We start from the raw sequence: 15,045 nt of genomic DNA, 5'->3' as shown, positions 1-15,045 counted from the left end.
GAGGGGGACGGCACCATCGCTGCGGGGCGGCCCTTGCTTGGTGCCTCTGGCACAGGCACGCGCCCACTTTCCGGGGCTTCGAACCTTGCCATGTTCAGCCTGCAAGAGGTGCACAGCTTTTACGGCGACAGCCATATCCTGCACGGCATCTCCCTGGAGTTGCCCCAGGGCAAGGCCGTGGCCCTGTTGGGCCGCAACGGCATGGGCAAGACCACGCTGATCCGCACGCTGATGGGCTATGTGACGGCGCGCTCGGGCAGGGTGTTTGCCGATGGCAAGGAAGTGACGAATTCCGCCCCCGAACGAATGGCACGTCTTGGCATTGGCTATGTCCCAGAAGGTCGCGGCGTATTCCCCAATCTCTCCGTCAAGGAAAACCTCTTGATGAGCGCCAGAGCCGGCCTGGACGGCAGCCGGGGCTGGACCTACGAGCGCGTGCTTGAAACCTTTCCTCGCCTCAAGGAACGTCTGTCCAACGGCGGCGACCAGCTCTCGGGCGGCGAGCAGCAGATGGTCTCCATAGGCCGCGCGCTCATGACCAACCCGCGCCTCATGATTCTCGACGAAGCCACCGAGGGTCTGGCCCCGCTGGTGGTGGCCGAGATCTGGCGCGTGATTGCCCAGATTCGGGAAACCGGCATCTCCACGCTGATCGTGGACCGCGACTACAAGAAGGTGCTGGCGCATACCGACTATGCGGCGGTGATGGAAAAAGGGCGACTTGCCTTGCAGGCTGAGTCTGCGGATCTATTGCGGCAGCCGGAGAGGTTGTCGGCGTTGTTGGGGGTTTGACTCTCGTCTTGTTTCGATAGCTGTTCAGGTCTGATAGATAAGCATTTGAGACCTGCTCTGTTTGATGTTTGGAGTGACACTGGATACCTGATTTATGGACAGAGGCCGGGACTCGCCCCGGCTGGCGACCTACTTTCTAGCGCGCTAGAAAGTAGGCAAAGAGCGCTATCCGATTGCCTGTGTCCCTGCGCTTCGCTCCGGGTAAACCTGCGTCACACAATTCAGCCTACGGTGCCGCCCAACTCGCTGCGCGGCATGCCGCTGCGCTCAGACAAACGGCGGCAAGTCAGTTCACAAAGCAATGCTGTCCTGCGGCAGCATTGCCCGCAGCCTGAACCGCGTGTCGCAGGCACAGCCAGACGGGAGGGAGCGGACAGCCTGCAAGACTTGTGGCGAAATCAGGCTCAAGCGCTTATATGAATTGCGGTGGCAGCTATCAAATCTATCTCGGAGCTATCCTGTCTCCGGTATTGCCCCTTGTGCCCACGCCTGCGACGGCAGCCTCTTATGGCGCGCGGCTGCACCGTAGAGTGCAGACGCATCGTCATCACTTTTACGGCAATGTGTTTGAACGAAGAGCGAAGCTCGAAGTGAGTTTTGCCGTACAGCCACAAGAGGTTGTCGGCGCAGGTTGCCCACAGGCGAAGCCGGAGGGACGTGGGCAGTAGGGGCCTGCTCTTTGCCTACTTTCTTGCGAAGAAAGTAGGTCGCCAGCCGAGGCGAAACCCGGCCTATATCCTCAAAACAAAGCGGTCTCGCAAACCAAAACCTACTGAACCCCGCCCAGCGAAGCCGCATCCAGCCGCACATTCTTCGCCGCCTCTGGCGGCAGGATAGCCATCGTCAGGCTGCAGTTGCAGGTCAGCTTGCCCTCCTCATCGCGCAGCTCCACCGCCCAGACATGCGTGGTGCGCCCCAGATGCGTGGGCCGCGCCGTGGCCGTAATCCAGCTGCCCTTGCGGCCTGCGCGCACATGGCTGGCGTTCACGCTCAGGCCCACGCAGCGGTAGCCTTCGGGAATGCTGCAGGCCGCGGCCATCGACCCCAGCGTCTCGGCCAGCACCACGCTGACACCGCCGTGCAAAATGCCGTAGGGCTGGCAGGTGCGTTCATCCACATGGATGCGGGCGCGCACATAGTCGTCGCCGTATTCGGTGAACTCAATGCCCAGATGGGAAATTGCAGTGTTTGCGCTGCCTGCGTTCAGCGCTTTCAGATCGAGCTCTCGGGTCCAGATCGCCATACCAGTCCTTGTGGTGCATGAAAAAAGGACGCTCTTTGCAGAGCGTCCTTCGATGCTAAGGACTTGGAGCAGCCAACGCCAGCACCAAGCGGACTAGTACACGGCGAGCAGTTCACCAGCTACCAGATCAGAGACACCAAGCAAGGGCCTAGGCGGCCCCACCGCCCAGCAGCAATGGTGTCGTCCCCTTGAGGGAAGCCGCAAAGCGGCTCAGGGGGTAACTCAGCCCCGCATATCGCCCTTGTCCATGAAGCGCTGATGCCAGGACAGCGCCTCAGTCAGGATGTGCGGCGTGTGCTGCGCACCCTGCTGGCGCGAGCGGTCGAAATAATCCTGCAGCTGGGCGCGATAGTCCGGATGGGCACACTTGTCGATGATGACTTGCGCACGCTGCTTGGGCGACAGGCCGCGCAGATCGGCCAGACCCTGCTCGGTGACGATGATCTGGGTGTCATGCTCGGTGTGGTCCACATGCGAGCACATGGGCACGATGCAGCTGATCTTGCCGTCCTTGGCCACCGAAGGCGTGACGAAGAAGGACAGATAGCCGTTACGTGCAAAGTCGCCCGAGCCGCCGATGCCGTTCATCATGCCCGTGCCCATGACATGGGTGGAGTTGATGTTGCCGTAGATGTCGGCCTCGATCATCGAGTTCATGGCGATGATGCCCAGGCGGCGCACCAGCTCGGGGTGGTTGGAGATTTCCTGCGGGCGCAGGATGATGCGCTCGCGGTAGAAGTCGATGTTGTCCTCGAAATCCTTGTAGGCCGCAGCAGACAGCGAGATGGAGGTGGCCGAGGCCTTGCTCATCTTGCCCGCGCGCAGCAGATCCAGCATGCCGTCCTGCAGCACTTCGGTAAAGCCCAGCAGGTTCTCGAACGGGCCGGTCAGCAGGCCGGCCAGCACGGCATTGGCCACATTGCCCACGCCCGACTGGATGGGCAGCATCTCCTTGGGCAGGCGGCCCATCTTCATCTCGTGGGCCAGGAAGTCGATGATGTAGCCAGCGATCTTCTGAGAGTTTTCGTCTGGAGTGGCAAACACATTGTCGCGGTCGCCCTTGTGGGTCTCGACCACGGCGACGACCTTGGCGGGGTCCACCTTCAGGTAGGCATCGCCGATGCGGTCGTCGGCATGCGTCATGTTGATGGGCATGCGGCGCGGTGGGATGGCCGTGCCGTAGTAGATGTCGTGCATGCCCTCCATCCGGGCGGGCGGCTTGGTGTTGACTTCCAGAATCACCTTGTCGGCGATCTCCAGCCAGGTCTTGTTGTTGCCCACGGCCGTGGACGGGATCAGCAGGCCGTCGGCGGTCACGCCCAGCACCTCGATCACGGCGACATTCATGTGGCCCAGAAAGCCGAACCAGGCATGCTGCGCCACGTGGGACAGGTGCATGTCGATGAAGTCGATCTCACCAGAGTTCACGGCCTTGCGCGCAATGGGATCGGTGTTGAAAGGCAGGCGCTGGCCCAGAGCATGGGCTTCGGCCATCACGCCGTCGCACTCGGCGGCGGTGGACGCGCCGGTCCAGACATTGATCTTGTAGGGCTTGCCCTGGGCATGCTCGGCCTTGGCGCGGGCCGCAATGGCCTGGGGCAATGCCTTGGGGTAACCGGCTCCGGTAAAGCCGCTCATGCCGACATTGACACCGTGGGGAATCAGGGCGGCTGCCTCTTCGGCCGTCATGACGCGCGAGAGGAATTCTGGGTAACGTACGCGATCTGCGATGGACATTGCATGCTCCAACTAAAAAAAACCGCCCGGGTAGGGCGGCATATCTCCAGCGAGAAATGTTACCAGCGCGGAACATTAATACCGGGATTCTCGGCAAAGGCCCCGCGCTGCTGTCAGGGGAATGTTCCCCCGATTACATGTTGGCACTCACTTGGCCTGTACCTTGGTTTCAGATTGGCGCTCGCCCATGGCCAGCAACGCATACAGGATGATGGCGCCAAAGGTGGCACAGCCGATGCCGCCCAGCGCGAATTCGCCGAACCTCAGCGTGAATTCTCCGGTGCCCAGAATCAGGGTGATGGCAGCCACGATCAGATTCTTGGTGTCGGAAAAGTCCACCTTGTTGTCCACCCAGATCTTGGCGCCGGCAATGGCGATCAGGCCGAACACCACGATGGAGACACCGCCCATGACGGGCAGGGGAATGGCCTGGATCAGCGCACCGAACTTGGGCGAGAAGCCCAGCAGCACGGCCAGCAGGGCCGCCACAAAGAACACGGCCGTGGAGTAGATGCGGGTCGCCGCCATCACGCCGATGTTTTCGGCATAGGTGGTCACGCCCGTGCCGCCTGCTGCGCCGGAGACCATGGTGGCCACGCCGTCACCGATGAAGGCACGGCCCATGTACTGGTCCAGGTTCTTGCCCGTCATGGCCGTCACGGCCTTGATATGGCCCAGGTTCTCGGCCACCAAAATGATGACCACGGGCACGATCAGCAGCATGGCGTTGCTGGTGAACACCGGCGCATGGAAGCTGGGAATGCCGAACCAGGCGGCATTGAGCACGCCGCTCAGATCCACGGGCTTGCCCCAGCCCAGGCCGTTGGTGAAGACGGCGTAGAGCACACTGGCAATGATCAGGCCGATCAGAATCAGCAGGCGCTGCAGCATGCCGCGCGTGAACACGGCCACCAGCGCAACAGACACGAAGGTCAGCGCCTGCATCCAGGATTCGAAGTTGTTGGACGCCATGTTCTTGATGGGAATCGAGGCCAGGTTCAGGCCGATGATGGCCACCACGGCGCCCGTCACCACGGGCGGCATGAAGCGCTCGATCCAGGCCGTGCCCACCATCTGCACCAGCAGGCCGACCAGCATGTAGACAAAGCCGCAGGCAATGATGCCGCCCAGCGCCACGCCGATATTGGCGTTGGCAGGGCCCTGGCTGGCCACATAGCCGGTGGCGATGTTGACCACGCCGATGAAGGCAAAGGAAGAGCCCAGATAGCTGGGCACCTTGCCGCCGGTGATGAGAAAGAAGATCAGCGTGCCGATGCCGCTCATCAACACCGCCAGATTGGGATCGAACCCCATGAGAATGGGGGCCAGCACGGTGGAGCCAAACATGGCGATCACGTGCTGGATACCCATCAAACCGGTCTGCGTCCAGGGCAGTCGCTCATCGGGGCCGATGACGCCACCGCCCTGCAAGACATCGGACGATCGCTCCGTCCATTGAAACATTCCCATCCCATCGCTCCTTGGAGATATCAAAAACGGAGCAGATTATGGCAAGCAGTGCTTGCCCGCTGGGGTCGTGCAAGCACTGGTAAACCGGGGACTGTGGTCTCTCGCACACGCGGGAAAACGGCTGCACAAGGGCAAACTATCAAATACATAGCTTGCAGCGCAATACCGTCAATGAATTAATCAATAAACAGATCTACAGTTGTTTATCAGCAAGCGCTAGCAGCTATCAAATTCATTGCTTCTGCTGCAACGCACGTGCAATGCGGTCGCGTTTGACCGTGGGCTTGGGCACCTTGAACGGGAACCACATGCGCACATCCTCCTCCAGCCCGATGCCGTGCATGAAGTTGTAGATGGCCTTCTTGAGCGCCGCGCCCAGTGCGTCGTGATCGACGCCCGTGGGGTCGATGAAGGGGCGGTCGTTCTTGGCAAAGTTGCCCTCTGGCAGCGGCGGCAGCTCGATGCCGTATTCCTCGGGGTTGAGGCCTACGGGCGAATGCACGGTGCAGCTGAAGCGGTGAAAGAAGCCGCTTTGAATGCAGCCGTTGAGAAACAGCTGGCGCACATACTCGAGCGCGTCCACCGTGTCCTGCACGGTCTGCGTGGGAAAGCCGTACATCAGATAGGCATGGACCAGAATGCCGGCCTCCGAGAAGGCCTTGGTCACGCGTGCCACCTGGTCCACGGTCACGCCTTTTTTCATCAGCGCCAGCAGCCGGTCGGATGCCACTTCCAGACCGCCGGAGATGGCGATGCAGCCGCTGTCGGCCATCAGCTCGGCCAGCTCGGGCGTGAAGGTCTTCTCAAAGCGCACATTGCCCCACCAGGAGATGCCGGCGTTGCGCGCAATCAGCTCCTGCGACAAAGCCTTGAGCGCCTTGGGCGGCGCGGCTTCGTCCACAAAGTGAAAGCCGGTCTGGCCGGTCTCGGCGACGATGGCCTCGATGCGGTCGGCCAGCACGGCGGCGCTGGCGCCCTCGTAGCGGCCGATATAGTCCAGGCTCACGTCGCAGAAGCTGCACTTCTTCCAGTAGCAGCCATGAGCCACGGTGAGCTTGTTCCAGCGCCCGTCGCTCCACAGACGGTGCATGGGGTTGAGCATGTCCAGCAGCGACAGGTATCTGTCCAGCGGCAGGCCGTCCCAGGTGGGCGTGCCGACGTCGGCAAACGCGATGTCGGACTCCATCATGTTCACGTACTGCACCTTGCCATCGTCGCCGCGCACAAAGGTGCGCACCAGACGCGATCTGCCACGCTCGCCGCGCAGATGCTCGAGCAGCGCCAGCAGCGGGCGTTCGCCCGCATCCAGCGTCACGAAGTCGAAATAGTCGAAGACGCGCGGCTCGGCCAGCTCGCGCAGCTCGGTGTTGACAAAGCCGCCGCCCAGCACGGTGGCAATCTGCGGAAAGCGCCGCTTGATGGTCTGGGCAATGCGAAACGCTGCATAGGCCGAGCCCGGGAACGGCACGGACAGCAGCACCACCGTGGGCTGGTGGCGCTCGACAGCCTCCAGCGTCAGGCGCTCCAGCACCTCGTCCACCAGATTGGGCTCTGCCGCCAGCGCACCGGCCAGCGGATCGAAGCTGGGCTGGCTGCCGGCCAGCGACTCGGCATAGCGCACGAACTCGAAGCGCTCGTCCACGGCATCGCGCAGCACATCGGCCAGATCGTTGAGGTACAGCGTGGCCAGATGCTTGGCCTTGTCCTGCAGGCCCAGGGCGCCGAAAGCCCAGCCCAGCGGATCGCCGCCCTCTTCGTCCTCATACACATCGAGCGTGGCAAAGCGCGGGCCTTCGGGCAGAAAGTGGCGCCCCGCGATGCGGTGGGCCAGCGTGGAGTCTCGCCCCTGCAAAAACGCAATCGTGGGTGCAATCGTGGCCAGATAGCGCTCCTGCTGCGAGGCAAAGGACTGCACGGCAGGCGTGTGCTGCCTCGCAGGCAGGCTCTGGACGCGCTCGGCCACGGCGCGCAGACCATCGGGCGAGAGCAGCTGCAGCACCAGGGCCAGTGCCAGGTCTTCCTGCATGGCGGTGATGCCGCGCGAGCGCAGAAAGCCGGTCAGATAGGCCGTGGAGGGGTAGGGGGTGTTGAGCTGCGTCATCGGCGGAATGACGGCCAGCACGCGGGTGGGCAAAGCGGACATGGGGTGCGGGTCGCCGGCATGCGCCGTTGACGGTGTAGACAGGCCCCGATTATCGGTTTGACCGCGCATCCGTGCTGCACAGGTGACATCTGCGGGGGCCACCACCAATGACTTGCACGGACTGCAGCGCTAGGCTGAGGCCATGTCCTGTGCCTCCCACAACACCGCCCCCTATATTCCCCAGATCCGGTTGTATCAGAACTGGTTGCGTGAGACGCGCGGCCTGAGCTTCGCCGACTATGACGCGCTGTGGCGCTGGTCGACCAGCGATCTCGATGCCTTCTGGCAAAGCATCTGGGATTACTTCGACCTGCAGTCGCCCACGCCGCACAGTGCCGTGCTGGCCAGCAACATCATGCCCGGCGCGCAGTGGTTCCCGGGCGCGCAGGTGAACTATGTGCAGCAGGTGCTGCGCCATGTCCAGCCGGCCCATGCCGCCGGCATGCCGGCCGTCATCAGCCGCAACGAGCAGGGCCTGCAGCGCGAGCTGAGCTGGCCCGAGCTGCAGCGCCAGGTGGCGGCCCTGGCCCTGCATCTGCGTGCCCAGGGCGTCGCCAAGGGCGACCGCGTCGCGGCCTATCTGCCCAATATTCCCGAGGCCATCGTCGCCTTTCTGGCTTGCGCCAGCCTGGGCGCCATCTGGAGCATCTGCGCACCCGACATGGGCACCCATGCCGTGCTCGACCGCTTGAAGCAGATAGCGCCCAAGGCGCTGATCGCCGTGGACGGCGTGCACTACGCAGGCAAGGACATAGACCGCCGCGAGGTCCTGCAGGAGCTGCGCCAAGGCCTGCCCAGCGTGCTGCATGTGGTGCTGGTGCCCAATCTGAATCCATCCATAAAGATAGCTGACACCGCAGACTACACCAGCGTTACAGCGAGAAATGATGCGGATACCGCTGCCTTTGAGCCCGAATGGCTGGCGTTCGACCATCCGCTGTGGATCGTCTACTCCAGCGGCACCACGGGCCTGCCCAAGCCCATAGTCCACGGCCATGGCGGCATGGTGCTGGTAGCCCTGCAGCTCAAGGGGCTGCACAACGACATCGGCTGCAGCTACGAGCCCAACAGCTGGGGCGAGCGCTATCACTGGTACAGCTCCACGGGCTGGGTGATGTGGAATGCCCAGGTCTCGGGCCTGCTGGGCGGCACGAGCTGCGTGATCTTCGACGGCAGCCCTGGCGGCAGCAAGGACAAGCCCGACTGGGGCACGCTGTGGCGCTTCGCGGCCGAGACCGGCGTGACCAGCTTTGGCTCGGGCGCGGCGTTCTATGCCAACTGCATGAAGGCCGGTCTTGAGCTGTCCAGTTGCGGCGACCTGTCGCGCATACGCGGGTTGGGCAGCACGGGCTCGCCGCTGTCTGCCGAGGTGCAGCAGTGGGGCACGGATCAGTTCCGCAAGATCCGGCAGATGAGCGATGCAGGGCCGTCCCAGGCCGATAAGACCCCCTTGGGTGAGCTTGGGGGCGACATCTGGTGGAACAACCTCTCGGGCGGCACCGACTTCGCGGGGGCCTTCATCGGCGGCAACCGCGATCTGCCCCTGGTGCCCGGCGTCATGCAGTGCCGCCAGCTGGGCGCGGCCGTCGAGGCCTGGAGCGAAGAGGGCCAGCCCGTGATGGACGAGGTCGGCGAGCTGGTCTGCACCCAGCCCATTCCCTCCATGCCACTGTTTCTGTGGGGGGACACGGACGGGACAAGATACCTCTCCAGCTATTTCGACATGTATCCCGCCGGTCATGGCCGCCAACCCGGCGGCGGCGACGGCCCGGCTGAGATGGGGCCGGTCTGGCGTCATGGCGACTGGATCAAGCTGCTTGGTGAGGGCGGCTGCATCATCTACGGCCGCAGCGATGCGACCATCAACCGCCACGGCCTGCGCATGGGCACCAGCGAGATCTACAGCGCCGTAGAAGCCCTGCCCGAGGTGCTGGACAGCATGGTGGTGGACCTCGAATATCTGGGCAAAGACAGCTATATGCCGCTGTTTGTGGCCCTGCGGCCGGGCGTGGAACTCGATGCGGCGCTGCGCGAGCGCATCAACATGGCCATCCGCTCGGCGCTGTCGCCGCGCTTTGTGCCCGACGATATCTTTGCCGTGGCCGAGATTCCGCGCACGCTCAGCGGCAAGAAGCAGGAGCTGCCTATCAAGAAGCTGCTGCTGGGCCAGCCCCTGGCCAAGGTGGTCAACAAGGACGCCATGGCCAACCCCGGCTGCCTGGACTGGTACGAGGGCTTTGCCAGGAAATATCTGGCCAAAGCAGAGACGATGGCCTAGCGCCCGGTAAACAAAGGCTGGCGCTTCTCGCGCCAGGCCTTGCCGCCTTCCTGCAGGTCCGTCGACTCGATCGTCGCCTGCACAGCAGCGTCAATACAGGCCCTGTCATGCACGCCGCGGGCAATGGCGTTGAGGTGTTTCTTCATGCCCAGCAGCGCCAGCGGCGCCATGCCGGACAGCGTGGTCTGCAGCTGCACAACGCGCTCGCAGATATCGGCGCCGTCCACCAGATCGGTCAGAAAGCCGCAGTCCTTCATGGCCTGGGCCTGCAGCTTCTCGCAGCTCAGGAACAGGCGCTTGGCCGTATCCAGGCCCAGCCGGGTCACATAGCGCTCCAGGCCCGAGCGGTAAAAATGCAGGCCCAGCCGCGCGGCAGGCATGAACATCTGGCTGTTGGCCCCGCCGACACGGAAGTCGCAGGCCAGCGCCATATCGGTGGCGCCACCGAACACGCCGCCCTGAATCGCGGCAAGGGTAACGGGACGGCAGTTTTCGATGGCGTCCACCATTTCGCCGAAGGAACTGCCCTCGTTCTGGCTGTTGGCAATCTCGCCAATGTCGTAGCCGCTGCAGAAATGCTTGCCTACCGCCTGCAGCGTCAGCACCAGCACCGCAGGGCTGGCGTTGACCTCATCGATCTGGCGGCGCAGCACGATCAGGTCTTCGGGCAGCAGTTTGTTGGCAACTTCGGGGCGGCGCAAGGTGATGCTGGCACAGGCGCCCTGGATCAAAAGCTCTGGAGACATGACTGTATTTTCATCCAGACCAGCACAAACAGAGGCCTCTGAGGTGCATCAAGTGTTGCAGTGCAAACACTCGGTGACCATATCTTTTGCCGGTAGGCAGGTACACTTTGTCGTCCTCATAGAGCACCTGATGTGCGCTGATCCCATCCATGTCTGTTGAATCGACCGGCGCCGAGCGCCCCAGCTTTGACCTCAAGAGCGCACAACTGCCGGTGCTTTCCGTGGTACTTCGCAGCACCGACATGCAGGCGCTGGCCCAGGATCTGGCACGTCGTCTGGCCGACGACCCCGACTTCTTCGACAACGACCCCGTGCTGATCGACCTCAGCCAGGTGCGCGAAGCAGAGGAAGAAATCGACTTCCCGGCCCTGATCGAGGCCCTGCGCAACCACCGCACAGTGCCCGTTGCCGTGCGCAGCGGCAGCGAGGCCCAGATGGAAGCAGCCAAGGCCCTGGGTCTGAGTGCAGCCCCCGATGCCATGCCGACGCGCCGCGCCGAGCCACAAATCCAAGAAATCATTCGCGAAGTGGAGGTCGAGGTGCCTGCTCCGCTGGCCGATGCCGTCATCGTGGATCGGCCGCTGCGCTCGGGCCAACGCGTCTACGCCAAAGGCACCGACATTGTGGTGCTGGACATGGTCAGCTATGGTGCCGAAGTGATTGCAGACGGCAACGTCCATGTCTATGCGCCTCTGCGCGGCCGCGCCGTGGCCGGAGCCAGCGGCAACACCAGTGCCAGGATTTTTAGCACTTGCATGGAGGCGCAACTGCTTTCCATCGCAGGTATCTACCGCACAATTGAAACCGATCTCCCCAAAGAAGTCGCCGGCAAAGCAGCCAAGGTGCGCCTGGAGGGAGAAAGCATCGTTATCGAGCCGGTATGAGAGACACACCGGACACCCTATCAACCTGCCCCATTTGTCTTAAAGGAATCGTGCAAACATGGCCAAAATCGTCGTCGTGACCTCTGGCAAAGGCGGTGTCGGCAAGACCACCACCAGCGCCAGCTTCGCATCCGGCCTCGCACTGCGCGGCCACAAGACCGCAGTGATTGACTTCGATGTGGGTCTGCGCAATCTCGATCTGATCATGGGCTGCGAACGCCGCGTGGTCTATGACCTCATCAATGTCATCCAGGGCGAAGCCAATCTGAACCAGGCCCTGATCAAGGACAAGCAGTGCGAGAACCTGTTCGTGCTGGCCGCCTCGCAGACCCGAGACAAGGAAGCCCTCACGCAGGAAGGCGTGAAGAAGGTGCTGGACGATCTGTCCGCCATGGACTTCGAGTTCATCATCTGCGACTCGCCCGCCGGCATTGAAAGCGGTGCACTGATGGCCATGCACTATGCCGAAGAGGCCCTGGTGGTGACCAACCCCGAAGTCTCGTCAGTGCGTGACTCCGACCGTATTTTGGGCATGCTCAGCTCCAAGACGGAGCGTGCAGCCAAGGGCGAGCGCATCAAGGAGCATCTGCTGATCACGCGCTACAACCCCAATCGCGTGGAAGACGGCCAGATGCTGTCGCTGGAGGACATCCAGGACATTCTGCGCATCGAGCTGATCGGCGTGATCCCCGAATCCGAAACCGTGCTCCAGGCCTCCAACCAGGGCATTCCGGCCGTGCACATGCAGGGCACGGATGTGGCCGAGGCCTATCAGGATGTGGTGGCACGCTTTCTGGGCGAAGAAAAACCCATGCGCTTTACCGAAGCCGTCAAACCCGGTTTCTTCAAGCGCATGTTTGGCGGGAGGTAAGCCTTATGTCCATGTTGTCGTTTCTGCTCGGAGAAAAGAAGAAGTCCGCTTCGGTCGCCAAGGAGCGTCTGCAGATCATTCTCGCGCGCGAGCGCGTGGGCGGCGAAAGCGGCAAGCCCGACTATCTTCCTGCGCTACAAAAAGAGCTGATGGCCGTGATTTCCAAGTATGTGGACATCAACCCCAATGACATCAAGGTACAGCTGGAGCGCCAGGAAAACCTTGAGGTTCTGGAAGTCAAGATCGAGTTGCCGGACGCCGCACGCGGCTGAAGTCGACTCACTCTTTCAGGCGTATAGCGCTTGATGGATAAGAAATGGGCCTGAAAAGGCCCATTTTTCATTGCGGTGTCGCCCTGCGCGCCCCGCAGTGCGAACGCGCGGAGTCGTGTCTCATTCGCGCACCGGCTCCCGCATGGTCACCAGCTCCTCGGCCACAGTCGGGTGTATGCCTATGGTCGAATCGAACTGCTGCTTGGTCGCGCCGCATTGCAGCGCCACGGCAAAGCCCTGCATGAGCTCGCCCGCGCCTTCGCCCACCATATGCACGCCGCGCACCCGCTGGTCGGCCTTGGAGACGATGAGCTTGAGGAAGACATTCTCGGGCTCGGCCCCCATGCGGTTGGTCAGCGGCCTGAAGCCGGACTGGAAAACCTGCACCGCGCCGAAGCGCTCGCGCGCCACCTCCTCTGACAGGCCCACGGTGCCCACCTGCGGATGGGAAAACACCGCCGTCGGCACCAGCTCGTAGTCGGGAGCGCTCTTGCCGCCCTGGCCGAACAGATGATGGGCGAGCACTGTCCCCTCCGCCAGCGCCACGGGTGTCAGAGCCATGCGATCGACCACATCGCCCACGGCATGGATGGAGGGCACGTTGCTGCAGAAATGCTGATCCACCTCGATGGCGCCCTTGTCGTTGACCTTGACACCCGCAGCCTCCAGCCCCAGGCCTTCGATCAGGGGCACACGACCCGTGGCATACATCACGCAGTCCACGACCAGTTGCTCGCCGCTCTTGAGCTGCAGATGCAGGCCGTCCGCCTGCTTGTCGATGGCCTGAACTTCATCCTCCCAACGGAAGTTCACCCCCAGCTGGGCCATCTCCTGGCCCAGATGCAGACCCAGGTCTGCATCAAAACCGCGCAGCAGCTGCTGGCGGCGGTGCAGCAGGGTCGTCTCGGCGCCCAGACCGTTGAAGATGGAGGCGAACTCCACGGCGATATAGCCTCCGCCCACGACCACCACCCGCCTGGGCAGATGCGGCAGATGGAAGGCCTCGTCAGAGTTGATGGCATGCTCCACACCTGGAATATCGGGCAGGCTGGGCGTTCCGCCCGTTGCAATCAGGATATGGCGGGCGTGGATGGTCTGGCCGTTCACCAGCACGCTATGCGGCCCCAAGAGCGCCGCACGGCCGTGGATAAGGGTAATGCCTGCGCCGGTCAGCATGCGGCCGTAGACACCGTTCAGGCGCTCGATTTCGCGGTCCTTGTTGGCAATCAGCGTGGGCCAGTCAAAGCGCGGCTGCTCCAGCTGCCAGCCAAAGCCCCGGGCCTCCTCGGCCAGCTGGCTGAAGTGCGCGGCATGGCTGAGCAGCTTCTTGGGGATGCAGCCCACGTTGACGCAGGTACCACCCAATTGGGCAGCTTCCACCACAGCCACACGGGCCCCCAGAGCGGCAGCCACACGGCTGGCGCGCACGCCGCCCGAGCCACCGCCTATGACCAGAAAGTCGTAATCAAAGTCTTGTTGCTGCATGTTCTGTCTCGCTGTTTGGGAAGTTCAAAGCAGATGCTTGCTGCTTTGAACTCTACAAGACAAGACTGCCGCAGGTGGTTTAACGCAGCGTTAAACCACCTGCACGACCCAGTTTGATTGGCGGGCGGCTCAGAACGGTTTGTCGCCCACGACCGTGGCGCGGTGCATGCGGCGCACGGCCGGGAAGTAGTCCTGAATCGCGTAATGCTGGGTGGAGCGGTTGTCCCACATGGCGATGGTGTTGGGCTCCCAGTGCAGGCGCATCTGGTATTCCAGAATCGCGGGCTGGCGCAGCAGATAGTTCATCAGATCCTGTTGCTGGGCATGAATTTCGTTGGCCGAACGGAAGCTGTCGAATTTCGAGCTGAAGTTGGCGAAATGCGTGACGAAGGTCTCGTTGACATACAGAATCTTCTGGCCGCTTTCGGGGTGGGTGCGCACCACCGGATGCACCACGGGCGGGTATTTGCCGCGGGCCTGGGCCTGCTGCGCGGGCGTCATGCGCGCGCCGAACGAGGGCAGGATGTCATGCACGGCGTACAGGCCGGCGATCTGCTGCTTGCGCGTCTCGGGCAGCTGCTCATAGGCCTGCTCCATATTAATCCAGACCGTGTCGCCGCCGACCTCGGGGCATTCCACGCAGCGCAGCACCGAGGCCATGGAAGGCGTCTCGCGCCAGGAGACATCGGTGTGATAGACGTTCTCGGTGCCTGGGATCTTGCTGTTGCCGCCCAGCAGCACCAGCTCGGCATGGTCGGAGTGATGTGGAAACACCGGATGCAGCTCCAGCTCGCCGAAGCGGCGCGCAAACGCCACATGCTGGGCAGGCGTGATGTTCTGCCCGCGAAACACCAGCACCTTGTGCGCCACCAGCGCCTGACGCAGCTCTCGCGCCTGCTCCTCACTCACGGGCTGGCGCAGGTCTATGCCCGAAACCTCCACGCCGATGGCGGGGGAGATGCGCTTGAGTTCGATACCCGTGCTGCTTGCCGCGCCCACCTTGAGCTGGGTATGGGCCGGCCTGTCTTCGCAATCGATCATGATGTGTCTCCAAAGCGTTGCAACCACTGTCCTGCGGCCTGACACAGCAGGCCTGGGGGCAATCTAGGGCGGGCCTTGGAGAT

Annotated in this window: 12 protein-coding genes; 5 read left to right on the top strand and 7 right to left on the bottom strand. The window is 62.8% G+C overall.

All coding sequences use genetic code 11. From position 1 onward, the window contains the following. Positions 1 to 90 precede the first annotated feature (90 nt). Positions 91 to 792, top strand: a complete 702-nt coding sequence (locus P353_RS23460; protein WP_034375030.1) for an ABC transporter ATP-binding protein — start codon at positions 91 to 93, stop codon at positions 790 to 792. A 769-nt stretch (positions 793 to 1,561) separates the two neighbouring features. On the opposite strand, the gene P353_RS23455 is transcribed toward P353_RS23460, so the two are convergent. The 4 genes from P353_RS23455 to P353_RS23440 form a co-directional block, all read right to left on the bottom strand. Then, the gene (locus P353_RS23455) at positions 1,562 to 2,035 is read right to left on the bottom strand and encodes a PaaI family thioesterase (RefSeq protein ID WP_034375028.1); all 474 of its coding nucleotides are present in this window, start codon (positions 2,033 to 2,035) and stop codon (positions 1,562 to 1,564) included. Positions 2,036 to 2,257: 222 nt separating this feature from the next. Beyond that, positions 2,258 to 3,772 (bottom strand): acetyl-CoA hydrolase/transferase family protein, encoded by a 1,515-nt coding sequence (locus tag P353_RS23450; protein ID WP_034375026.1) that lies wholly within the window; start codon positions 3,770 to 3,772, stop codon positions 2,258 to 2,260. 147 nt (positions 3,773 to 3,919) lie between these two features. Then, positions 3,920 to 5,242: a solute carrier family 23 protein gene (locus P353_RS23445; protein ID WP_034375024.1), complete on the bottom strand. Its 1,323-nt coding sequence runs from the start codon at positions 5,240 to 5,242 to the stop codon at positions 3,920 to 3,922. A 232-nt stretch (positions 5,243 to 5,474) separates the two neighbouring features. Further along, on the bottom strand, positions 5,475 to 7,385 hold the full coding sequence (locus P353_RS23440) for a B12-binding domain-containing radical SAM protein (RefSeq protein ID WP_198529128.1): 1,911 nt from the start codon (positions 7,383 to 7,385) through the stop codon (positions 5,475 to 5,477). A 142-nt stretch (positions 7,386 to 7,527) separates the two neighbouring features. On the opposite strand from P353_RS23440, the gene P353_RS23435 reads away from it, so the two are divergent. Then, on the top strand, positions 7,528 to 9,663 hold the full coding sequence (locus tag P353_RS23435; protein ID WP_034375021.1) for an acetoacetate--CoA ligase: 2,136 nt from the start codon (positions 7,528 to 7,530) through the stop codon (positions 9,661 to 9,663). Here the strand turns inward: P353_RS23435 and P353_RS23430 are convergent. Next, positions 9,660 to 10,409: an enoyl-CoA hydratase/isomerase family protein gene (locus P353_RS23430; protein ID WP_034375019.1), complete on the bottom strand. Its 750-nt coding sequence runs from the start codon at positions 10,407 to 10,409 to the stop codon at positions 9,660 to 9,662. The genes P353_RS23435 and P353_RS23430 overlap by 4 nt on opposite strands. Before the next feature lie 149 nt (positions 10,410 to 10,558). On the opposite strand from P353_RS23430, the gene minC reads away from it, so the two are divergent. From minC to minE, 3 genes are read left to right on the top strand one after another with little or no spacing between them, the layout of a single operon-like run. Continuing rightward, entirely contained in the window at positions 10,559 to 11,293 is a 735-nt protein-coding gene (gene minC, locus P353_RS23425) for a septum site-determining protein MinC (RefSeq protein WP_034375017.1), read from the top strand. 58 nt (positions 11,294 to 11,351) lie between these two features. Further along, positions 11,352 to 12,164, top strand: coding sequence for a septum site-determining protein MinD (gene minD, locus P353_RS23420; RefSeq protein ID WP_034375015.1), 813 nt, complete (start codon positions 11,352 to 11,354; stop codon positions 12,162 to 12,164). Between the two features lie 5 nt (positions 12,165 to 12,169). Continuing rightward, positions 12,170 to 12,436 carry a cell division topological specificity factor MinE gene (minE, locus tag P353_RS23415; protein ID WP_003071985.1) on the top strand — a complete coding sequence of 89 codons (267 nt, stop codon included), beginning with the start codon at positions 12,170 to 12,172 and terminating at the stop codon, positions 12,434 to 12,436. 120 nt (positions 12,437 to 12,556) lie between these two features. On the opposite strand, the gene gorA is transcribed toward minE, so the two are convergent. Together gorA and P353_RS23405 are read right to left on the bottom strand one after the other, a co-directional pair. Continuing rightward, entirely contained in the window at positions 12,557 to 13,921 is a 1,365-nt protein-coding gene (gene gorA / locus P353_RS23410) for a glutathione-disulfide reductase (protein WP_034375013.1), read from the bottom strand. A 129-nt stretch (positions 13,922 to 14,050) separates the two neighbouring features. Then, positions 14,051 to 14,962 carry a TauD/TfdA dioxygenase family protein gene (locus P353_RS23405; RefSeq protein WP_034375012.1) on the bottom strand — a complete coding sequence of 304 codons (912 nt, stop codon included), beginning with the start codon at positions 14,960 to 14,962 and terminating at the stop codon, positions 14,051 to 14,053. Positions 14,963 to 15,045: the final 83 nt, after the last annotated feature.

This window comes from Comamonas testosteroni (assembly GCF_000761245.1).
In the GTDB taxonomy this organism is placed as follows: domain Bacteria; phylum Pseudomonadota; class Gammaproteobacteria; order Burkholderiales; family Burkholderiaceae_C; genus Comamonas; species Comamonas testosteroni_C.
This window is presented reverse-complemented; position numbering and strand designations above follow the sequence as displayed.